The sequence below is a fragment of the Flavobacterium aestuarii genome (assembly GCF_040049115.1).
GTDB lineage: Bacteria > Bacteroidota > Bacteroidia > Flavobacteriales > Flavobacteriaceae > Flavobacterium > Flavobacterium aestuarii.
This window is the reverse complement of record NZ_JBDLZZ010000014.1, coordinates 49,678-71,151: the sequence shown is the minus strand read 5'-3', so window position 1 is coordinate 71,151 and position 21,474 is coordinate 49,678. Positions and strand designations below refer to the sequence as shown.

Genomic DNA, 21,474 nt, shown 5'->3' with positions numbered 1-21,474 from the left:
TCAAATTACAATTGAATGTTCTTTGTATTAGTTGGATAACTGAGTAATGAAAAACCAGTAGTTTTTAATATTGGTTATCACGTCATAATATTCTTCGGTATCCGATGGTTTGGTAATATAGGAGTTTACGTGATTTTTATAAGCTTTTTTAATATCGTTTTCTGATGAAGAAGTTGTTAGCATTACAACAGGAATGTGTTTTAAATCATCATTGCTTTTAATAAACTTTAATACTTCGTGCCCATTTTTTTTGGGAAGATTTACGTCAAGCAAAATTAAGTTTACTGAAGATATTTGTTTGCTGGATTTTTCATCTAAAAAGAAAGAAATTGCCGCTTCACCATCTTTTATTTCGACTATATCACCATGGAAATTGCTTTCATTCAAAGCTTCTTTAATCAAAAAAATATCGCCCTCATTATCTTCAATTAATAGTATCTTGCACATAATGTCTTTTTTTAAGTTGTTTGGGAACGAATCAGTTAACCTTAAAAACTATTTTGCCGATTGTGAAAATAATAAATATATAATTAACTTCCTATAATTTGAGTAATTCTCTTTTTTAAATTATTTCAGAAAAGACTGAAGCATTCAACACAAAGCATCAATTGGTATATAAATTATAAAACGTAAACTTCTTTGCAAATAGTATGATAGAGTGGGAGCGACAGCCTTGGTAACTTAATGTAATCAACATTTTTAACCCTATAACGCTGTCTGTAAAAACAGCAGCAGCGCATACATATTTCTGCAGATTTTGCAAGTATTCTCTATGTTTCCAAGCAGTTATAATTTTACTCGACGGCTTATATTAATCGAATCTTAAGGAAATAAAAACAATTCGATATTCAATAATTCGTTATTTCGTATGTATCTAAAAACAGATTGTGATGAAACTAATTATGATGTTATGGTTATTGGCAGTAATTCCAATACAGTGGGAACCCGATTTTAATAATGCCAAAAAAATAGCAAAGGAAAAAAATGAACTCATTTTATTAAATTTCTCTGGTTCCGACTGGTGCGGTTACTGTATTGTTCTGCGAAGGGATTATCTCGAAAGTCAGGCATTTACAGATATGGCAAAAGAGAATTTAGTGCTGGTCAATGCTGATTTCCCAAGAAAACAGAAAAACATTGGAACTCCTGAACAGGTGAAACGCAATGAAGCCCTTGCCGAAATATACAATAGGGAAGGGAATTTTCCGCTTACTTTACTGCTTAATGCCGATGGCAAAGTACTAAAAACATGGCACGGAAAACCAGAAATCACACCTGAACAATGGACTGAGGAAATAAAAGCAATCTGTGACAGCAGCAAATAACATCGAACAAAAATATTCGCAATCTTTAAAACTGATGGGAAACAACTTTACCATAACTGTTGTTGCCTCAAACGAAACTATTGCTAATGCGAATATTAATCTGGCTATTGACGAAATAAGAAGGATTGAAACTCTTTTGACAACTTATAAAAATGACAGCCAAACCAATCTGATAAACGAAAATGCAGGAATAAAACCTGTCAAAGTCGACCTGGAAGTTTTTAATCTGATCGAAAGATGCATCAGTATTTCGAATATCACTCAGGGAGCGTTTGATATTTCGTACGGCAGTATCGATAAAAGCCTTTGGAATTTTGACAAAACAATGAAAAAACTTCCTGATGCTGAAACTGCCTTGAAAATGGTGCATCTTATCGATTACCGAAATATAATCCTGGATAAGGAAAACACCACGGTTTTTCTAAAAAAAGAAGGAATGCGTATTGGTTTTGGTGGTATTGGCAAAGGCTATGCGGCCGAAATGGCGAAAAAACTACTCATGAAGCATAACGTAAAAAGCGGCATCATAAATGCCAGCGGAGATCTTTCGGCTTGGGGATTACAGCCAAATGGCAAAAAATGGACGATAGGTGTTGCAGATCCGGAATCGCCTGCTTCGGCATTTTCTTTTATGGAAATATCCAATAAAGCTGTTGCGACTTCGGGGAACTATGAAAAATTTATAACCATCGATGGCAAAAAATATTCGCACACCATTGACCCAAAAACAGGTCTGCCAATAACCGGAATCAAGAGCGTTACCATTATTGCTTCGAATGCTGAATTTGCTGATGCAATGGCAACTCCAATAGCAGTAATGGGTATTAAAGCAGGCTTGTATTTAATTGACCAAATACCCGATTTATACTGCATCATTATTGACGATAACAATAAAATTTACACTTCAAAAAACATCAACCTGAAATGAAAAAGCTTAGACAAAAAATATTATTAGTATCCTGCAGTATTGCTTTTACAAGTTTGCTTCTTGCTTCCTGTACTCCAGTAAAAGAATACCAGAAAGGACGAATCAACGATTCTGAAATGGTGCTGGCCAACAGAAAAATCGAGAAGACAGAACTTAGTTTTCAATCCTACCGTGAGGGCGCTTCCGGAGCAAATGCAGGAAAAAGCGGTGGAGGCTGTGGCTGTAACTAATATTTAAAAGTAAAAAATGAAAAGAATATTTATAACAGGACTTGCTTTATTGGGCTTATTCCAATACCAATTAAAAGCACAGAATACTGCTGCAGATTCTACCGGCTATAAAAGCAGAAAATTAAAAGTTGATGAAGTAAATTTAGTTTCAAGCTATTACCAGCAGGATGGTGATAATTCGGCTGTAACAGGAGGAATTGGTTCTGAGCATCTAACTGATATTGCAAACACCATTGACGTTAAATTAATAAAATACGGCGAAAACGGAATCAAGCACTCTTTTGATATCGAAGCAGGTATTGATCATTACACTTCGGCATCATCAGACATGATTGATTTGAGCGCCAATTCTTCTGCCTCGTCTTCAGACATTCGTTTTTATCCTTCCTTAACATATATTAGAGAAAATGAAGAAAAAGGAAGAACATTTGCCGCTGGTGTTTCATCATCATCCGAATTTGATTATCAGTCTTTTGGAGGAAATCTTAGTTTTTCTCAAAAAACAAGAAGCAGAAATGGAGAATTTACCGCAAAGTTTCAAACGTATATAGATCAATTAAAATTAATAGAACCAATTGAACTTCGTACTCCTGGACAAGAAGGTTATGACAGTGCAGATCGAAATACTTTTGCAGGAACTTTAAGCTATTCGCAAGTAATAAACCAAAGACTGCAGCTGATGATAGTAGGCGATATCATTAGCCAGAATGGTTATTTGAGCCTTCCTTTCCACAGAGTATATTTTGCCGACGGATCAGTCCATCAGGAAAAAATGCCGGATACACGATTGAAAATCCCGCTTGGATTAAGAGCCAGTTATTTTTTAGGCGATAATTTTATTCTTAGAGCTTACTATCGTTATTATTCTGATGACTGGAGTTTAAAAGCCCATACTGCCGATCTTGAAATTCCTGTCAAATTAACTCAGGCTTTTTCTTTGAGTCCATTTTATAGATATTACACTCAGACAGGAACCAAATATTTTAAGCCTTATGGAGAACATACAGCAGCTGATGAATATTACACCAGTAATTATGATTTATCAAAGTTTGACAGCAGCTTCTTTGGAATGGGAATGAAGTTTACGCCACTTAATGGTCTTTTTGGCCTTAAACATTGGAACACCATAGAAATCAGATATGGACACTACACAAGAACAACGAATATGGTTTCTGATATTATCAGCTTAAACATTAAATACAAGTAAAAAACAGTTTAATTCTTATATAAAAAAAAGAGGCTGATCTTTGGGTCAGCCTCTTTTTATGAATAGATGTATGCATGTTTACTTTTATGCCAGCTATAATCTAATACAAAATTATTTTATTTTGTCAAAAGCCTGTTGTAAATCGGCTTTGATATCATCAATATGTTCAATTCCTACAGATAAACGCAATAGTCCAACAAATACTCCAGCCGCTTTTTGTTCTTCAGTACTTAACTGCTGATGTGTTGTGGCTGCCGGGTGAATGATTAAAGATTTTGTATCCCCTACATTTGCCAAATGACTGATTAATTCCAAGCTGTCAATGAAAGCATCAGCTTTTGTAACATCTCCTTTTATCTGAAAAGAAAGAACTGCGCCGTAACCTTTTTTAAAATATTTTTGTGCATTGGCATAACTTGGCGAACTTTCCAGTCCAGGATAATTTACTTTCTCTACCTGCGGATGGCTTTCGAGCCATTTTGCAATCTCTAATGTATTATCAACATGGCGCTGCACACGGAGCGATAATGTTTCTAAACCTTGAATAAGTTGGAAAGAATTGAATGGGGAGATTGCTGGACCAAAATCCCGAAGTCCTTCTACGCGCGCACGAATGGCAAACTGGATATTGCCAAACGGACTGTTAATTCCAAATACATCAGCAAAAACAAGTCCATGATAACCTTCTGATGGTTCAGAAAATTGCTTGAATTTTCCATTACCCCAGTTGTAACTGCCTCCATCAACAATTACTCCGCCTATGCTTGTACCATGACCGCCAATCCATTTTGTCGCTGATTCTACTACAATTGCGGCGCCATGTTCTAATGGCCTGAATAAATAACCTCCTGCTCCAAATGTATTGTCAACAATAAGCGGTAAATCATATTTTTTGGCTACTGCAGCAATTTTATCAAAGTCTGGAATATCATAACTTGGGTTTCCAATTGTTTCCAGATATAATGCTTTAGTTTTTTCGTTGATGAGTGATTCAAATCCTTCTGCTGTAGTCTCTTTTGTAAATTGTACCGTGATGCCAAGTCTTTTAAAAGATACTTTAAATTGATTGTAAGTACCTCCATAGATATTGCTGCTTGATATAAAATTGTCTCCAGATTCTAAAATGTTGTTTAGCGCAATGAACTGAGCTGCTTGACCAGATGCAACTGCCAAAGCGGCAACACCTCCTTCTAAAGCTGCTACACGTTTCTCAAAAACATCTGTAGTTGGGTTTTGAAGACGAGTGTAGATATTTCCAAATTGTTTTAATGCAAATAGATTGGCACCATGTTCAGCGTTTTCAAATACATACGAACTTGTCTGATATATTGGCACAGCACGAGAGCCTGTTGTTGGATCAGCCACTTGTCCTGCATGTACCTGCAGGGTTTCGAATTTTAAATTTTTGGTTGTTGACATTATTTTTTATAATTAAATAGTTAAATTTTTTTATGATAAACTAAATGTATGGCTCATTCAAATAGCATGAGTTTTTTTCAGATTTTCTTAGATACAGCTGCCTGATGCAAAATTTAAGTCTATATCGGGCACTTTTTGTAAATGTATACCAACAAATTTATAAAATAAAATTATTGGAGTTCGTTATTAAATTGAGGAAAAAAATAATATTCTATTCTAAAGCGTTTTGTTTTTTTTGAACGTTTTTCCGTAAATTCTTTGAAACATGCTCAAAATACCGAATCACCATTGTTATTTACCAATTTCACCCCCATTAACTAAGCAAAATAATTTTTTATTTGTAATAAAATAATTTTGTTTCTCTATTAAATAATAACCAATTAAAAAAATATGAAAAAAATAACTTTCAGGCCTATGCTGCTTATTTTCTTTATGGTAATTCCATACATTGGAATTGGACAGTCCAAAAAAGAAATCAAAGAAAATATACCGCTTGACTCCATCAGGCTGAGCGATCCTTTTATAATGCCTGACAAAGCATCCAAAATGTATTACATGACAGGTACAGGAGGTATGTTATGGAAAAGCAAAGACCTGAAATTATGGACGGGTCCTTATAATGTTGTTAAAATTGACACTGCTTCATGGATGGGACCAAAGCCAATGATCTGGGCAGCAGAAATTCATAAATACAAAAACAAGTATTACTATTTTGCGACTTTCACCAACAGTGCAATTAAGATAACTAATGAAAACGGAAAAGTAAATGAAAGACGCGCCTGTCATATTCTGGTAAGTGATAAGGCAGAAGGACCATATATTCCCATGCATGAACCAGTATATTTGCCTGAAAATAAATCTACTCTAGATGGAACATTTTGGATTGATAAAAATAATAAGCCTTATTTAATTTACTGTCATGAATGGGTACAGAATGACGATGGAACAGTAGAAAAGATTGAATTAAAATCTGATTTAAGCGGTACAAAGGGCGCTGCGGAAATACTTTTTAAGGCAAGTAACTCACCGTGGAGCAGAGAAGAAAATCCTGCTTTTAAAGATCAGCCTAATAAAGTAACAGACGGACCCTATGCATTCCGAACTGAAACTGGGAAATTGGGCATGCTATGGACTAGCTGGATCTACAATGTTTACACTCAAGGTGTGGCATATTCCCAGAGTGGTATGCTCACTGGACCGTGGATACAGGAAAAAGACCCGATTACACCGCCCAATTATGGACATGGCATGATATTTAAATCTTTTGAAGGACAAACATTTATGGCATTGCACAGTCATAAGGATAACAATGGCAATTATATCCGGATTCCTAAACTGTTCAAAATTGATTTAAGCGGGGATAAAATTACAGTTCAAGCCTCAGGAGCTGTCAACTAAAATCGCAGCATTTGTTTTTAAAGTATTCAATCTATTTTGTGCCTCTTTGTAATTTAGTCAAAGGGGACTGTAGTTTTACTCCAAAAGAAAATAAGCGCTTTATAAATATTAAGAACAGCTGTTAGATATAAAACCTGCAATTTTTTGAAATTGCAGGTTTTACTGCTTTTATTAGCAACTGGACAAAGGATCTAACCATATTTACTAATGGAAAATCGGAATTGACAAAAGAGCAAGCTGATGAAATCAAAAGGCACAATATTTCAATAGTTGAAAAGGAAATTACCTCGTTAAATCACAAAGACGGGGTAGTTGAAGAAATAATTTTTGCTGACAATTCAGCTTTTGAGTTAAAAGCTATCTATTCAAGACCTCCTTTTGAACAACATTGTAAAATCTCGGAATTATTGGGCTGTGAATTGACAGAACAAGGACTTATCAAAGTAGATGCATTTCAGAAAACAACCGTAGATAATATTTTCGCATGTGGAGATAATGCAAATACTCTTCGTGCTGTGTCTTATGCTGTATCAACAGGGAATAATACAGGAGTATTTTTAAATAATTTAATGGCAGAAGAAGATTTTTTAAAATGACAATAAAAGCTATAAAGCAGTCATTCTGGAGGGAGCTGACTTCATGCTTTTAACAGGAATTAGTTTTGATTTCTGACCATAAAGAATCAGCTTCATCTATTAGAAGGACCACCGCTGAACCATCTATAATAAATACTTCAGCTTACTTTTAAAACGCAGCACATCTTTTCAATGGGATATAAATGTTTATAGCTGACTATAAATTGGTAGATTTCCCATCGCTCTTGGAAAAGATGTGAACGGCCTTTTTTAATATCTGAAGCTCTAATTCTTTTTCTTTAAAGGCTTTTCGCAATTGTTTTACTTCTAAAGAATCTGTCTCAGTCTTTTTAGAAATAATTGGTTATGGATTAATGAATGTTTTTTGAGAAGATCTCCATTTATAAATACGCTCTATCTGGATACCTAGTTCATCTGCTAATTCTTTGATGTTTCTAGCTCGTAACTTAATTGTACTGCTGATGATTTAAATTCAGCACAGTAAACTCTTTTTTTCATAATTCTAAGATATTTATTTTTATTTAAACAGTCTTAAAATTTATGTCCCAGTAAATGTAGCAACTCCATGTTTCACTATCTGCAAAATTCAAACATTCCCAAAACCACAAATGGAATAGAAGACTATTTTAGTCATCTTAAAAATCTCTTTGGTATTCATCGCGGTTTGACTACTAAAAACAGGATTAATTTCATAAGATGGTATATTTTTTGCACCTGATCCGACATTACCATTAAAATTTGAAAATACCGTAAAAGCAAAAAACCTGCGAATCCTAAGATTTGCAGGTTTTACCACGTTTTTTGCGGGTTTTTGAAAAGATTGAAAAAGCTGCCTTTTTACTTCTTTTACCCTTTTGGTGGGGAGAGCAGGATTCGAACCTGCGAAGTTCACACAGCAGATTTACAGTCTGCCCTCGTTGGCCGCTTGAGTATCTCCCCGAGCCTTATATTTGGTAGCGCTTATTGCGTTAACCGGGTGCAAATATAGGCACTGTTTTTAGTTCTGCAAACTTTTTTTGCACTTTATTTCTATAATATTTTCACTTTGTTTTTAAAGAACTGGAAGTGAATAAAATAAAAAATCTCCACTAGGGAGATTTTTTATTCTATACCAGTAAAAAATATTATTTTCCTAGTAATTCTATGATTTTTGCTTTAAGTGCATCACCTCTCAGATCTTGTGCAACTACATTTCCAGACTGATCAAGTATGAAAGTTGCTGGAATTGATTCCACTTTGTATTGTTTTGCAATTGGATCCTCCCATCCTTTAAGATTTGAAACCTGAGTCCATACTAATTTGTCTTTTGCAATAGCTTCTTTCCATTTTATAAGATTATCGTCTAGTGAAACACCAATTATATTAAGACCTTTTGAATGCAGTTCGTTATAAATAGCAACTACATTTGGATTTTCTTTTCGGCATGGACCGCACCATGAAGCCCAAAAATCAACGATTGTTACTTTTCCTAAACTTTCTTTAAGGCTAATTGTTTTGCCTTGCGGATTGGGTGCAGAAAAATCTGTTCTTCATTTAGCAGCAGGCGCAGCTGGTACTGCACTAGCACCTACTGATGGAGTTTTCAATTCAGCAAGTTTAGTTTTTACAGCTTTTCCTGGTTTAGAGTTTTTCAATGTCTCGTCCAAGCTGTTGTACATGGTTTCAATTTTCTTAGTATCTACCGCTGGATCATTACTCATTCCCTGAATGATTAATACACTGATAAATGATTTTGGATGGTTGCTTGCATAATCTACATATTTAGCTTTTGATGTAGTTCCAATTTCAGTCTGGATTTTAGTGTATTCTTTCATCAATCCATTGATAGTTGCAGTATCTTTAGTTTGTTGAGCCGTTTGCATTTTTTGCATATTAGCTGTTTGAAAATCCATTAAAGGCTTTTGGATTTTTGTGATTTCTTCATTAAATTTCACATACTCATCATTGCTATAAGTTCCTGAAATTTTTGATTTTTGAATTGTATCTTTATTTACAACAATTGTAATATCACCGTTTTCTAAGATAAATGGAATTTTACCTTGTGCACCTTCGATTTGTAAGGTATGAAAAGATGGTTCAGTTACTTTTCCTTTGATTTCAAATTTGCCATCTTCAATTTTTACTGTATCTACAGCAATTAATCCCATGCCTTTGTCATCTTGGGTCTCCATGATAACAGTTTTACCGTTTTCAAATCCTTTGGCAGTTCCAGATATTGTGTATTTGTCTTTGCTACAAGAAGTAAGTAATGCTGTAGCGGTTAGAAATAAAATAATTTTTTTCATTTTTATTAGTTAATTGTTTTTAAGGTTACAAAAGTATTTAAAATTATAAATTAACAATAACTTTAGAACCTAAATTTATGTTATAATTTTCTAGCTCTTATAGCGGTTTATAACTAGAAAAAATCAGTGTTTATAATTTTTATTTTAAAGATATTATAGGAAATTAAACAGCTGAAGTGAGGTTACATACTGTTTTTTGTATTTGAGTAATTTTTCGCGATAGGCTATTTTTTTTATTAATAAACATTTTTAAAAGTTGTGCTGATGCAGATATGATTCGATATGTTCAATTTCATTTTGAGTAATCGTAATATCTAAATTAACTTCTCTTAAGTCTTTTAGCAAAAAAGAACAGACAGGATTGTCTAATAATTGTAAATCGATATTTGCTTTTTTTACTTTTAATTTTTCAATTGTATTCAAAGCGTTCCTGTACTGCGCTTGATACGTTGCAATTTTGTCATTCATTTTGGTTAAATTTATATGATTCGGGTTTGCTAATTTATCAAATTACCTGTTAAAAAAAAGTTAATATTATCTGTGCCTATTAAGTAATTAACAAATTACATCCAATAAGTAACAAAAAAAGCACTCGGATCAGGAGTGCTTTAATATCGCTTTATTTTTTGACTATTCTTGGTTAGTTACTTTTCTCCAAGGGAAAGCATTAAATATATGTCTTTTTGCAAAACGCGCAGGAGAATCGGCGTTTACCATTTTTACATAAGTAGCTTTTGGAACACTGATGTATTCGTATATACTTCCATTTGCAAAGTTGATAATTAATCTGCCTTCCACAAATTTATAATCTGTTACTGTTGATGCAGATGTTGTTTCAGTATACTCTGGTAAAAGCTGTTTGATTGTCTCAGCGTTGATGCTTACTAAGAAATGGTAAGCTTCAATAATTCTTTTACTGTTTTCTTCAGCTTCTTTTAAACCAGCATCGTCACCTTGAAATTTATCAGGATGGGCATCTTTCATCGCATTGCGATAAATGGTTTTTAATGTTTTAAGATCTACTGTTTTTTCTACATTTAGTAGTTTGCGGTATTCAACTATTTTCTTCATAAATAAGGTAACTGCTTGTCTTTTACTATTAAACCAAACTAAACTGGCCGAAAATTGACAATTTTTTGCAAAGGTACACTTTTTTTTAACTTATCCTTTTAGACCCAAAAAAAAATCAGAAAAAGGGTTTTCTGATTCTTTTTTTGATTTTAAGCTGTAAATAAACTGTTATTCAGCTTTTCTATTTGCTTTATCGAAGTTTTTAGATTTTTTTGGGTATTTGCTGTAACTGATGTCGCTCGGGTTTTCGATGACACTTTTTATAGTAATCCAATCACCGAGCTGGTGTTTTTGAGCCATTTTAAAGTCTAATAGATACTCCCCACAAAAAAAGTTTTTGTTTTCGTCTTGCTCCATTATTCCTGTGAAAACACCTTTTTGAGGCATTTTTTCTTGTGTTGATTTGGTCATAATCTATATTATTTAAATAAAATTCTGGGGACAAAGTTACATATTTTATTATAATGTATTCTATAAGGACTGATGCAATTGATGTTTGGTAAATGGAGTAAATATTATATTTTTTTGATAAAGGCAATCGAGGATAGACCACAATAGAAACTATTATTGCTGTTTTTTTAAATGTTTTGGGATTATTGTTGTTTGTGGCTACCTTTGTTTCATGGAAAAAATATTTCGTCCGAGTCCAAGATCATTCAAAAACACATTTTGCGTTTTTCATGAGGTACTGCCTGATCGGATCGCTGGAATGCCAGTGCAATATGACAGCCAGTCGGGCAGTAAATATTACTATACCAAAGAAGGCATGTACCGATTATCTAATCATTGGGGACGGCTGGCCAATAGCAAGTGGCGATTAGTACCGATGGAACCAGAGACAGATTCTAAATTCAAAATTGGTTTTGCAAGATGGAATGAGTTTTATCCCGATAATGCAGAGGAAGAATTGTATTACCTCGAAGCTGATTACGTAAAAAGAACGGTTAATTATCAGCATCGAAATAATCCAGATTATGATTCTAAAGCAATACTTAGAACAAGTTTTGCCACTGCAAAAAGAATTAAGCAGATTCGGAATTTATTTGAACTGACTTCATGGGCCAGGTATTTTGATTATGATGACATTGATAAATTACGCAGGAAAATTATAGACGAATTGATTTTTACCAGCAAGTCTTTGGAAGAAATAAAGAGAGGTATTGATTAATAGCTGGCTATAATTGATTTTAAATCGTCATTGTTCAGCGGTTTTACCAGGTAGGATATTATTTCAGAATATTGTGCGGCTTTGCTTTTGTCCTCTATTGCAATTGACGAGCTTACTATATATATATGAATTTTTTCATTGATTTGATTTTTTAAAACCACAATTTCATCCATAAATTCCCAGCCGTCCATTATTGGCATATTGATGTCTAAGAGTATTATGCTGGGGAGTACTTCCTTTTCTTCTAATCTTTTTTTAAATTCATCTATAGCATCTTTTCCGTTTTTGAAACTTGAGACATTCAAAAACAGTTCAGATTTTTTAATCAGTTTATTGACAATGATCTGATAAATTGGATCATCATCTACAACCCATATTGTTATTTCACTCATAATATTTCTATTTTAAAGGTTGTTCCTTGGCCTGCTTGACTTTCGATAGTAATTGTTCCCCCCATGGCTTCTATCTGATTTTTTGTTATGAATAGCCCAACTCCTTTGGATAACTTGTTATTAGTAAAGGTTTTGTATAACCCAAAAATTTTACTGCCGTATTTCTCTAAATCCACACCTATGCCGTTATCCGAAATTTGAAGAATGTTTTTATTTTTTTTGACAATCCATTCAAAACAAATCACGGACTCTCTATCAGGATGGCTAAATCGAATTGCGTTCGAAATAAGATTATATAAAATACTTTCCAAATAAGCGGGATTGTAATTTATAATTAAATTTTGAGGTATCAAATTGATAACCGAAATTTCTTTTGATAGAATTTCTTTAGAAAAAATTTTCATGGCGTTATCAATATATTCATTTAAGTTCAGTGGTTCTATCACTAGGCTCACATTGGTACGTATATTGATAACTTCATTTAAATGCACCATGGTTTCGTTTAATAATTTAGAAACAGAGACCAGCAGTACCATCAGTTCTTTTTTCTCGTTTTCAGTATCAGCGCTTTCAATCAGGCTTACAATCGAAGCAATATTGCTGGTGTGTGATCTTAAATTATGCGAAATTATATATGAAAAATTAAGAAGCCTTTCATTTTGTTTTGTCACCAGGTTGAATGAATTATTCAAATCGTTTTCTATATTCTTAGATTTTGTAATATCAATCATTATTCCATGAAGGCTGACTGGTTTTCCGTTACGAAAAACTATATTTACCATATCTCTCAGCCAGATTACCGCTCCATTTTTGCAGATCATCCTGTATTCAAAATCATGGTTTGAATTTTCTCTCGTTTTAGCTGTACAATAATCTACTGCCCACGCTCGATCATCTGGATGGATATGATCCTGCCAGAAATTCGGGTCACTCAGCCATTCTTCGGAGGTATAGCCCAGGATTTCTTCAACTTTTTTGCTTACAAAATTAAAAGTAAATGTCTCAATATTGCATTCCCAAACAATACCGTCTATAGTATTAATAAGCGATTCCACCTTTTGCTGAGAAGCAATAATTATATTTTCATTTTTTTTTCTCAAAGTAATATCTTCGGTCGAGATAATCATTCGATCCATTGTTTTTTCGTGGCCTTTTATTGGATTCCATCTGAAAAAAATGTCTATAGGTTCACCATCACTGTTCCTAATTACAGTGTCATAGGACAAATGACTGTTATTCTGCGTTATGGCTAATAACTGCTTTTTGAAATCTCTAAGAGTAACTTCATCAAGTACTTGCCCCAAGTTGTTCTGTAATAACTGCTTGGATTTTATATTGAGCATTTGTAAGCACTTGTAATTTACTGCAATTACTTTAACGAGAGAAAAGCATTTGTTAACAGTTTCGGGATGTTCATTTAAATAATCGGATACAAAATCGGAATCTTTATGAATTAAATTTAAATTGTTAAGATGTCTTTTTACCAAAGATAAATCTACTTCCCATAATGGTATTGGTGAATTTTTAAAAAGGCTTTTGAACTGTTTTTCACTTTCTTTGAGTTCATCCTGGATTTGTTTCTGCAATGTAATATCTTCAATAATTGCAATATTGGTATTCAGATTTTCGTTTATGTCATAAAGAGAAGATACAATTAAATTTGCCCAGACCGTTTTTCCTTCCTTTGTTATATAACGTTTCTTTATGGTATAGTCATTTTGTTCTTCAGCAGCAGACTCTTCGGTTATAGATTCACTGACTACCAGATCTCTAGGATGAGTTATTGATTGGTAGCTTTTAGATTTCATTTCTTCTCTGGTATAGCCAATTATTTCACAGAATTTCTTGTTGACTTCTATAAAATTACCAGTATCATTTTTTACTAATGCTATACCTACAGGGGCTTGATCAAAAACGGTTTTGAACTTCATTTCGCTATTCAGGAGTTTTGTCTCTTGAATTGCTAATAACTGCTGTAATCTTCTTGGCCTGTCCAATACGATTGTTATGATAACTCCAAACAGCACCGCTATTGCAAAACCTAACCCCGAAGGAAGATAAAGAGCAGAATAGCTGTTGTTCTGCTTTTTTTCTATCAGATAGATTTTCCAGCTGCCATCTGGAATTATGGTAGAAATCTGCTTGTTGGTGTGAAAAGTTTTTTCGACTGGAAGAAAAAACTTTTCTTTATAGGTATTTGGGTCTGTTTTTGAAAATTGCAGATAATATTTAGTGGTGTCAATTGTTTTAATTCCTGACATTTTTAACAAAGTGTCTAATTTAATAATGACCGCAGAAAAACCCCAGAATTTATTTTTTTTAAAAACAGGTAATCTGCCAACAATTCCTACTCCCCCTTGTTTTAATTCTAGAGGTCCCGCGAAATACATTTTTCGGGTTTTAATGGATTTTAGGGCTTCTTTTTTAAGATTTGGAGAAGTAAATAGATTTAAGTTTAATGCAAATTCATTTCCTTTTAATGGATAAATATGCTTGATTATTCCATTAGGTACTAACTGAATGGCACTAATACATCGATTGGAATTTAAAAGCTTAGAACCAATGGATTCAAAATTTTCAGGTATACCATTATCATTTATCGTTAATGCAAGAGTAAGCGTGGTAGTATAGCAGCTTTTCAGATTCTGGTCAATATTCTGATGCAAATTCTCCAAAGCGGTTTCCATCTCATAGGTCTTATTTTTATTTAAGATTTGAATCCGCTGGTAGATCATATACGATACACTAAAACTCAAAACCAAAAAAAAAGTAAAACCTACAGTCTTTGGCCTGTTTAACAGCCACTTTAAATAATTAGGCCATTTATTCTGATATTCCATATGTTTTTAATAAATATTTATATGACTGTCCCAAAGCATACCATTTTTTATCGTCCAAAGATTCACGGATCTGTTTAATTGGATTTTTTAGAAATGGTACTTATGCATATATTGTGTAAAAATCCGTACTTTTTTGGGGTGACAATCTAATTTTAATCTTTGAATCAGTGGCTATTATATGTTCCATTGACTTGGCATTAATTACGGATGGTCATAAATTCTTAAATTTATTACCTGATTAAATCTGAATTTTCAAACATAAAGATACCAATTATTGCTTTTAATCGATAAAAACGATGATGTTTTTGATTTGCTAATATATAAAAAGTTCTTCGCTATAAAATAAATAGATATCCTTTCAATAATAAAACCGAAATTTGCACAGAAACGTTTAATTGGAAAATGTACAAAACAAACATAAAAACATGAGCCGGAATAACGAAGGAAATATCAAGAAACATAACGATAAACTGCATAAAGCCAAAAGCAAAGCTAAAAAAGCCGAGCTGGATAGAAAAGAAAAACTAAAACAGATTACTAAGAAATTCAATGAAGACAAAGCTTCGGAGAATAAATAAAATATTTTGAGATGGAAGCAAGCAAATTTGATGAATTAAAAAACGGAGTTCAGGAAATAATTGACCTTATAGCCAATAAAAAGGCCAAGGACGCTAATAATAAACTGGTGGAAGTAAGCGAGGAATTAGATGAACTCCTGGACCATTCAGATGACGATGAAGATTTGAGAGAGATTAGTAAATTCCAGGTTTTACTGAATCAATTACAGCAAAAAATAGAATTGCTCAAAGCACAGCTTAATTAATTTTCTAGATTATGATTGCTAAAAATTGCTATTGTGGTTCTGGCAGATCTTTTGAATCGTGCTGTAACCTTTATATCAGCGGAGTAGAAAAAGCACCAACAGCTTTAGCTTTGATGAAATCAAGATATGCTGCTTATGCCAGTCATCAGGCCGATTATCTTTTGGCAACAACTCATAGTTCTGAAAGAAAACATTATTCGAAAGAGGATATTCTGCATTGGGCTACAGCCAATAAATGGCAGAAACTTGAGATTATTTCAGCTGCTGAAAATACAGTTGAGTTTAAAGCATATTTCCAAGACGAAAATAATCTTAACCAGGTGCATCATGAAATTTCTGCCTTTAAAAAAGAGAATGACAGCTGGTTTTATGTTGATGGGAAGTTTAAATGATTTTTTCAAAACATATATATTAAAAAAGATAGCCACAAGAATGGCTAAACGTTTTTAGAGTGAATGCCCTGGTATTTGTCTCGGTTTTAACTTAAAATTATAAAATCTTAGCGTTAAGTTCATTTAAAAATAATCTAAATTTATGATTATGGAGAACACGATAAAAAAAGGATTCTATTTTAAGACTTACGAAGCACCGTTCCAGTCTCCGTTTGATAAACTTTTTGAAATTTTCAAAGAGCTTATCACACATACTTCAGGAGATTTTGACGAAGCCATCAGCTGGATGCGTGAATTGGATAAAGAATACAAACTGACTGATGAATCTTATACCATCGATGATTTTATAGAGGATTTAAAGAAAAAAGGCTATATCAGAGAAGAACTCAAAGACGATGGAACCCAAGGTTTGGGAATTACCGCCAAAACAGAACGTGCCATTCGTCAGCAGGCTTTGGATAATATTTTCGGCAACCTAAAAAAATCAGGGAGCGGTAACCATAAAACCAAGCACGTGGGCAGCGGTGATGAGCATACGGGCGAGTTTCGGGAGTTTCATTTCGGAGACGGTCTAGAACGTATTTCCCTCACCGAAAGTCTGCGGAATGCTCAAATTAACAACGGAGTGGGGGATTTTAAGCTAACCGAAAATGATCTGGTTGTCGAAGAAACCCGTTACAAATCCCAAATGAGCACCGTTTTGATGATAGACATCAGCCACAGTATGATTCTGTATGGTGAAGACCGCATTACGCCCGCCAAGAAAGTGGCAATGGCATTGGCTGAATTAATCACCACCCGCTACCCAAAAGACACCCTAGACATACTTGTATTTGGCGATGATGCCTGGCGGATTTCGATTCGGGATCTGCCTTATCTGCGGGTGGGACCGTATCATACCAATACTGTTGCGGGTTTACAGCTGGCAATGGATTTATTGCGCCGAAAACGAAACACGAACAAACAGATTTTCATGATTACCGATGGCAAACCAAGCTGTGTCAGGGAAAAAGACGGTTCCTATTACATGAACAGCAACGGTCTCGACCATTATATCGTCGAAAAATGCTATACACAAGCACGGCAAGCCCGAAAACTGCATATTCCAATAACCACTTTTATGATAGCCAATGATCCTTATCTGCAAAAATTTGTGAATAAGTTTACCGAAGCTAATCAGGGAAAAGCGTTTTACACCGGATTAAAAGGTTTGGGCGAAATGATTTTTGAGGATTATGAAACCAATAGGAAGAAAAGGATAAAATAGTTTTCAATTTCAATGACAATAGCAATGTCAATTATAAATTAAAATAAAAATTAATGGATAACATAAAAACTTTAGGAGAATTAAAGAAATCAGGATATATCAGCAAGAGCATCAAAGATGAATTACGCCAAAATCTGATAGCAAAAATAAGATCGGGACAGCCAGCTTTTGAAGGAATATATGGATTCGAAAACACCGTTATCCCTGAGCTGGAACGAGCCATATTATCCCGGCACAATATTAATTTATTAGGACTGCGTGGTCAGGCCAAAACCCGCTTGGCGCGAAAAATGGCAGAATTATTGGATGATTACATTCCGTATGTGACAGGTTCCGAAATTAATGATGATCCTTTTCATCCCTTGTCCCGTTTTGCAAAGGATTTAATTGCCGAAAAAGGTGACGAAACCCCAATCTCTTGGCTGCATAGAAGCGAACGCTTTTTTGAAAAACTAGCCACTCCCGATGTAACTGTAGCTGATTTGATAGGTGATATTGATCCTATCAAGGCTGCGAATCTAAAGCTGTCTTACGCAGACGACCGCGTGATTCATTTTGGAATGATTCCACGAGCTAACCGCTGTATTTTTGTGATTAACGAATTACCTGATCTTCAAGCTAGAATTCAAGTAGCTTTATTTAATATTCTGCAGGAAGGTGATATACAGATTAGAGGCTTTAAATTGAGAATGCCACTTGATATGCAGTTTGTATTTACAGCCAACCCTGAAGATTATACCAACAGAGGAAGTATAGTTACACCTTTGAAAGACCGAATCGGTTCACAGATTTTAACGCATTATCCGCAGGACATTCATATTGCCAAAACAATTACAGCTCAGGAAGCCAAACTTGATTCTGCTCAAAGTGATTTGGTTTACATTCCGTCTTTAGCAAAAGATTTATTGGAGCAAATCAGTTTTGAAGCGCGCGAAAGTGAATTTATAGATAACAAAAGCGGTGTAAGTGCCCGATTGAGCATTACAGCTTATGAAAATCTATTAAGTACCGCCGAGCGCCGTGCCCTGCTGTCAGGTGCAGATAAAACAACTTTGCGGTTATCCGATTTTATGGGGGTTATTCCATCAATAACCGGTAAAGTCGAACTGGTTTACGAAGGAGAGCAGGAGGGAGCCTCTTTTGTGGCACAGCGCCTGATACATGATGCCATTCATTCTTTATTTCCAGCTTACTTCCCTAAAATTGAAAAATTAGAAAAACAGGGAGAACGAACACCGTACACTGATATTCTGGACTGGTTTTTTACAGAAAGCGGTTTTGAAATATTAGATGATTGTACTGATGAGGAATACAAAACAATTTTAGACAATATAGTTCCTTTGAACAAATTAATCGAAAAATACCAGCCCAGCTTAGACAAAAAAGACCGTTATTTTATGAAAGAATTCATTTTGTGGGGCTTGGTAGAATATAAAAAACTGAGTAAAGACCGAATTTCCAAAGGTTATCAATTCAAAGACATCTTCGGAAGTTACATCAGCAGATTATAATGCTCCGTTTTAACTTTAATAATACTCACCGCTGATTCGCAAATTTTAAAACATTATAATAATTTGCGAATTTGCGGTAATAATTAGTAATCCGACCATGCAGAATTCCCATTGATTAACCAAATCTGTAAATTAATTCAGTAATGGCTTAGTTTTAAATTATTATAAATGGATTCATAAACTACAAGTACAATCTTTGTTAACACATAATTAAAATTGTAAATTTGCACCGCAGACCGCCTTATCGTCGTCCCGATTCATCGGGAGGGAGGAAAGTCCGGACACCATAGAGAAGCATAGCGGGTAACACCCGTCGTCACGTTCAAAAACGTGATAGGACAAGTGCAACAGAAAGTATGTACAGGTAATGCTGTAGTGAAACCAGGTAAACTCTATGCGGTGAAATATCAAGTATATCAGCATTTAAGGGCTTCTCGTCCGTTGCTGAAGGGTAGATAGCTTGAGTTTCGCAGTAATGCGAAATCTAGATAAATGATAAGGTATCGTTAGCAATAGCGTGAACAGAATCCGGCTTATAGGTCTGCATTTTTTATTTTAAATTCCAATCCAATATTCCGGACACTTTCAATGCTTATTCTCGGATCATCTTTGAGATATTTGCGAATTTTACTGATATAAACGTCCATGCTTCTGCCCGAAAAAAAGTCATCATTACCCCAGATCGTCTTCAAAATCTGCTCTCTTTTTATCATCTGATTTTTATGGATATAAAAAAAGTGAATAAGACTGGCTTCTTTTTCAGTAAGCTGCTGAATTGTTTTGCCGTTTTTAAGGCTTAACCTTTTAGTATCAAAAACATAAATACCAATTTGTAATTCATCAGCAGTTTTTGGGGAATTATTTTGCTGGCTTCTTTTTAAAATGTTGTTTAGACGCAAAACCAGTTCATCTGCTTCAAAAGGTTTTACGATATAATCATCGGCGCCTAATTTTAGACCAATGATTTTATCTTCTTTTAGTTTTTTGGCTGTTAAAAAAACGAAAGGAATATCTGGATTGATTTTGATTATTTTTTCGGCAAGGGTAAACCCATCCATTTTGGGCATCATTACATCAAAAACACAAATATCAAAAGTTTTTGACTGGAAGAGAGCCAGTGCTTCTTCACCATTTTGCGCCCAGGTGATTTCAAATTGATACAATTCTAAATAATGCTTGAGAATGCCTGCAAAATCGGCATCATCTTCGGCTAAAAGTATTTTTTTCAATGGTAAATTATTGAATTTTAAACATAATAGTAAATTCAGCACCTTTCCCTAAATCACTTATAACGCCAATTGTGCCCTGATGTGCTTTTATAATTTGTTTTACATAAAACAGCCCTAAACCAAGTCCTTTAGCATTATGCAAATTGCCTTGTTCAACTCTGTAAAATTTATCAAACAATAAAGAATGTTTGCTTTTCGAAATCCCAATTCCATCATCTTTAATGCTGATATTGAATTGATTTTTGACTAATTCTGTTTTGATTATAATCGTATTGCTTCCATATTTTATAGCGTTTTCAAGCACATTTAAAATAGCGGTTGTCAGATGAAATTTATCCAAAACTAAAGGCGTTTCATTTGTATTAAAATGAGTTTCGAGTGTCACTTTTGGAAAAGCAACTCTGAAATCGGCCACAATAGCATTCAAAAAATCTTCAGCAAAAATCTTATCTTTTTGGAGTTCAATTTCGTTTTCTCCCAATGAATTAGCCATTACTTGGTCAATTAAATGCTGCAGACGGTTATTTTGACGGGAAATAGTATTCAAAATACTGTCGAATTGCTCTTCATTTTCCCGAACATCTTTTCGTTCGAGTATTTTTGTAGAAATTCCTAAAGTAGTCAAAGGAGTTTTGAGTTCGTGAGTAATATTGTTGATAAAATCAGTTTTGACATCACTTACTTTTTTCTGTTTTATCAATGCTTTAATTGCAATTACAAAAAGGGTTATTAAAGTAAGAATCGATATTAGCGATAACAATAAAACCATTTTCATTCTTTCGAAAATAATAAGTTCCCAATCAATTACCGAAACATACATAGAATCTTCGGTAAGCAGTTTATAATCCTTCAATATTTCAGAACCGTTCGTGGTGCTAACATAGTTTCGAATTAAAAAGGCGTTATTTAATGACTTTAAATTACCATATATTCTATTCTGAATAAGAGGCTTTTCTGAAAAAACAGTGTCCGTTTTTTTGTTTCTGTTATAAATAACAAACTTGTTCAGGACGATAGCAAAATCAATGTTAATATCAGGAAAATCTCTTCTGAATCTGAGCTGCAGTTTTTGGGTTAATGGGTCGCTGGATTCATTTTCAATTGCGATATTTTTTATATCAATCTTTGACTTTTTGTCCAAAACATAATTTTGAGCCAATTGTTTGTAAAGCTGCTCTTTTTTATTGACGTATGCCGAATCAATATCATTAAAATCGTTGGTTATTTTGGCAATATCCTCTTTGATTTCGGAGTGAAACTGCGCCACTTTGTACTCATAAGCGGTTTTTACCAGATAGCATTGTACTGCTGACAAGGTAATAAGGGCAACGATAGAAAACCCGATTAATAAATTGATTCTTTGCTTCATATAACAAAATGAGTTCCCAAAAAT

The 21,474-nt window shown here is 34.0% G+C and carries 21 protein-coding genes, 1 tRNA gene, 1 other RNA gene and 2 pseudogenes; 13 read left to right on the top strand and 12 right to left on the bottom strand.

Annotated elements, in window-relative coordinates; translation table 11 throughout:
• Nucleotides 1–27: 27 nt before the first annotated feature.
• The gene (locus ABEG11_RS14495) at nt 28–447 is read right to left on the bottom strand and encodes a response regulator (RefSeq protein WP_348824887.1); all 420 of its coding nucleotides are present in this window, start codon (nt 445–447) and stop codon (nt 28–30) included.
• A gap of 443 nt (nt 448–890) precedes the next feature.
• On the opposite strand from ABEG11_RS14495, the gene ABEG11_RS14490 reads away from it, so the two are divergent.
• Genes ABEG11_RS14490 through ABEG11_RS14475 form a run of 4 tightly spaced genes read left to right on the top strand, consistent with a single transcriptional unit; the run spans nt 891 to nt 3,690 of the window.
• Nucleotides 891–1,325, top strand: coding sequence for a thioredoxin family protein (locus tag ABEG11_RS14490; RefSeq protein WP_348824886.1), 435 nt, complete (start codon nt 891–893; stop codon nt 1,323–1,325).
• Between the two features lie 34 nt (nt 1,326–1,359).
• Nucleotides 1,360–2,253, top strand: coding sequence for an FAD:protein FMN transferase (locus ABEG11_RS14485; RefSeq protein WP_348824885.1), 894 nt, complete (start codon nt 1,360–1,362; stop codon nt 2,251–2,253).
• Complete coding sequence (locus ABEG11_RS14480; RefSeq protein WP_348824884.1) at nt 2,250–2,483, top strand: DUF4266 domain-containing protein; 234 nt, start codon at nt 2,250–2,252, stop codon at nt 2,481–2,483. Before ABEG11_RS14485 ends, ABEG11_RS14480 begins: the two co-directional genes overlap by 4 nt.
• A 16-nt stretch (nt 2,484–2,499) precedes the next feature.
• Nucleotides 2,500–3,690, top strand: a complete 1,191-nt coding sequence (locus ABEG11_RS14475; RefSeq protein ID WP_348824883.1) for a DUF3570 domain-containing protein — start codon at nt 2,500–2,502, stop codon at nt 3,688–3,690.
• Between the two features lie 111 nt (nt 3,691–3,801).
• On the opposite strand, the gene ABEG11_RS14470 is transcribed toward ABEG11_RS14475, so the two are convergent.
• Nucleotides 3,802–5,109, bottom strand: coding sequence for an O-acetylhomoserine aminocarboxypropyltransferase/cysteine synthase family protein (locus tag ABEG11_RS14470; RefSeq protein ID WP_348824882.1), 1,308 nt, complete (start codon nt 5,107–5,109; stop codon nt 3,802–3,804).
• Nucleotides 5,110–5,499: 390 nt separating this feature from the next.
• Here ABEG11_RS14470 and ABEG11_RS14465 point away from each other — a divergent pair, with 390 nt between their 5' ends.
• Both ABEG11_RS14465 and ABEG11_RS14460 read left to right on the top strand, forming a co-directional pair.
• A complete protein-coding gene (locus ABEG11_RS14465) occupies nt 5,500–6,507 on the top strand; it encodes a glycoside hydrolase family 43 protein (RefSeq protein ID WP_348824881.1) in 1,008 nt (335 codons plus the stop codon).
• 221 nt (nt 6,508–6,728) lie between these two features.
• On the top strand, nt 6,729–7,103 hold the full coding sequence (locus ABEG11_RS14460; protein WP_348824880.1) for an FAD-dependent oxidoreductase: 375 nt from the start codon (nt 6,729–6,731) through the stop codon (nt 7,101–7,103).
• A gap of 855 nt (nt 7,104–7,958) precedes the next feature.
• Here the strand turns inward: ABEG11_RS14460 and ABEG11_RS14455 are convergent.
• The 6 genes and pseudogenes from ABEG11_RS14455 to ABEG11_RS14430 all read right to left on the bottom strand — a co-directional run bounded on the left by ABEG11_RS14455 (nt 7,959) and on the right by ABEG11_RS14430 (nt 10,870).
• Nucleotides 7,959–8,042, bottom strand: a tRNA-Tyr gene (locus tag ABEG11_RS14455).
• A gap of 185 nt (nt 8,043–8,227) precedes the next feature.
• Nucleotides 8,228–8,614, bottom strand: a pseudogene (locus tag ABEG11_RS14450) (TlpA family protein disulfide reductase); the annotation flags it as partial.
• 18 nt (nt 8,615–8,632) lie between these two features.
• A complete protein-coding gene (locus tag ABEG11_RS14445) occupies nt 8,633–9,388 on the bottom strand; it encodes a DUF4369 domain-containing protein (RefSeq protein ID WP_348824879.1) in 756 nt (251 codons plus the stop codon).
• Nucleotides 9,389–9,637: 249 nt separating this feature from the next.
• Entirely contained in the window at nt 9,638–9,856 is a 219-nt protein-coding gene (locus ABEG11_RS14440; protein ID WP_348824878.1) for a hypothetical protein, read from the bottom strand.
• 162 nt (nt 9,857–10,018) lie between these two features.
• Complete coding sequence (locus ABEG11_RS14435; protein ID WP_348824877.1) at nt 10,019–10,459, bottom strand: KTSC domain-containing protein; 441 nt, start codon at nt 10,457–10,459, stop codon at nt 10,019–10,021.
• A gap of 168 nt (nt 10,460–10,627) precedes the next feature.
• Nucleotides 10,628–10,870, bottom strand: coding sequence for a hypothetical protein (locus ABEG11_RS14430; RefSeq protein ID WP_348824876.1), 243 nt, complete (start codon nt 10,868–10,870; stop codon nt 10,628–10,630).
• Nucleotides 10,871–11,081: 211 nt separating this feature from the next.
• Between ABEG11_RS14430 and ABEG11_RS14425 the strand changes: the two genes are divergently transcribed.
• Nucleotides 11,082–11,627, top strand: coding sequence for a hypothetical protein (locus tag ABEG11_RS14425; protein ID WP_348824875.1), 546 nt, complete (start codon nt 11,082–11,084; stop codon nt 11,625–11,627).
• Here the strand turns inward: ABEG11_RS14425 and ABEG11_RS14420 are convergent.
• Both ABEG11_RS14420 and ABEG11_RS14415 read right to left on the bottom strand, forming a co-directional pair.
• Nucleotides 11,624–12,019 carry a response regulator gene (locus tag ABEG11_RS14420; RefSeq protein ID WP_348824874.1) on the bottom strand — a complete coding sequence of 132 codons (396 nt, stop codon included), beginning with the start codon at nt 12,017–12,019 and terminating at the stop codon, nt 11,624–11,626. The two genes, ABEG11_RS14425 and ABEG11_RS14420, sit on opposite strands and share 4 nt — an antisense overlap.
• Nucleotides 12,016–14,859 (bottom strand): PAS domain S-box protein, encoded by a 2,844-nt coding sequence (locus tag ABEG11_RS14415; RefSeq protein WP_348824873.1) that lies wholly within the window; start codon nt 14,857–14,859, stop codon nt 12,016–12,018. The genes ABEG11_RS14420 and ABEG11_RS14415 overlap by 4 nt, the downstream gene beginning before the upstream one ends.
• Before the next feature lie 425 nt (nt 14,860–15,284).
• On the opposite strand from ABEG11_RS14415, the gene ABEG11_RS14410 reads away from it, so the two are divergent.
• From ABEG11_RS14410 to rnpB, 6 genes are all read left to right on the top strand, one after another.
• Complete coding sequence (locus tag ABEG11_RS14410; RefSeq protein ID WP_348824872.1) at nt 15,285–15,437, top strand: hypothetical protein; 153 nt, start codon at nt 15,285–15,287, stop codon at nt 15,435–15,437.
• An 11-nt stretch (nt 15,438–15,448) separates the two neighbouring features.
• Nucleotides 15,449–15,682 carry a hypothetical protein gene (locus tag ABEG11_RS14405; RefSeq protein WP_348824871.1) on the top strand — a complete coding sequence of 78 codons (234 nt, stop codon included), beginning with the start codon at nt 15,449–15,451 and terminating at the stop codon, nt 15,680–15,682.
• An 11-nt stretch (nt 15,683–15,693) separates the two neighbouring features.
• Nucleotides 15,694–16,074 (top strand): YchJ family protein, encoded by a 381-nt coding sequence (locus tag ABEG11_RS14400; RefSeq protein WP_348824870.1) that lies wholly within the window; start codon nt 15,694–15,696, stop codon nt 16,072–16,074.
• Nucleotides 16,075–16,222: 148 nt separating this feature from the next.
• Nucleotides 16,223–17,341: a vWA domain-containing protein gene (locus ABEG11_RS14395; RefSeq protein WP_348824869.1), complete on the top strand. Its 1,119-nt coding sequence runs from the start codon at nt 16,223–16,225 to the stop codon at nt 17,339–17,341.
• 53 nt (nt 17,342–17,394) lie between these two features.
• The gene (locus ABEG11_RS14390) at nt 17,395–18,852 is read left to right on the top strand and encodes an AAA family ATPase (protein ID WP_348824868.1); all 1,458 of its coding nucleotides are present in this window, start codon (nt 17,395–17,397) and stop codon (nt 18,850–18,852) included.
• Between the two features lie 228 nt (nt 18,853–19,080).
• An RNA gene (gene rnpB, locus ABEG11_RS14385) (RNase P RNA component class A) lies at nt 19,081–19,404 on the top strand.
• Here the strand turns inward: rnpB and ABEG11_RS14380 are convergent.
• Both ABEG11_RS14380 and ABEG11_RS14375 read right to left on the bottom strand, forming a co-directional pair.
• Nucleotides 19,401–20,081: pseudogene (locus tag ABEG11_RS14380) on the bottom strand (response regulator transcription factor); the annotation flags it as partial. The gene rnpB and the pseudogene ABEG11_RS14380 sit on opposite strands and share 4 nt — an antisense overlap.
• 7 nt (nt 20,082–20,088) lie before the next feature.
• A complete protein-coding gene (locus tag ABEG11_RS14375; RefSeq protein WP_348824867.1) occupies nt 20,089–21,450 on the bottom strand; it encodes a sensor histidine kinase in 1,362 nt (453 codons plus the stop codon).
• Nucleotides 21,451–21,474 lie beyond the last annotated feature (24 nt).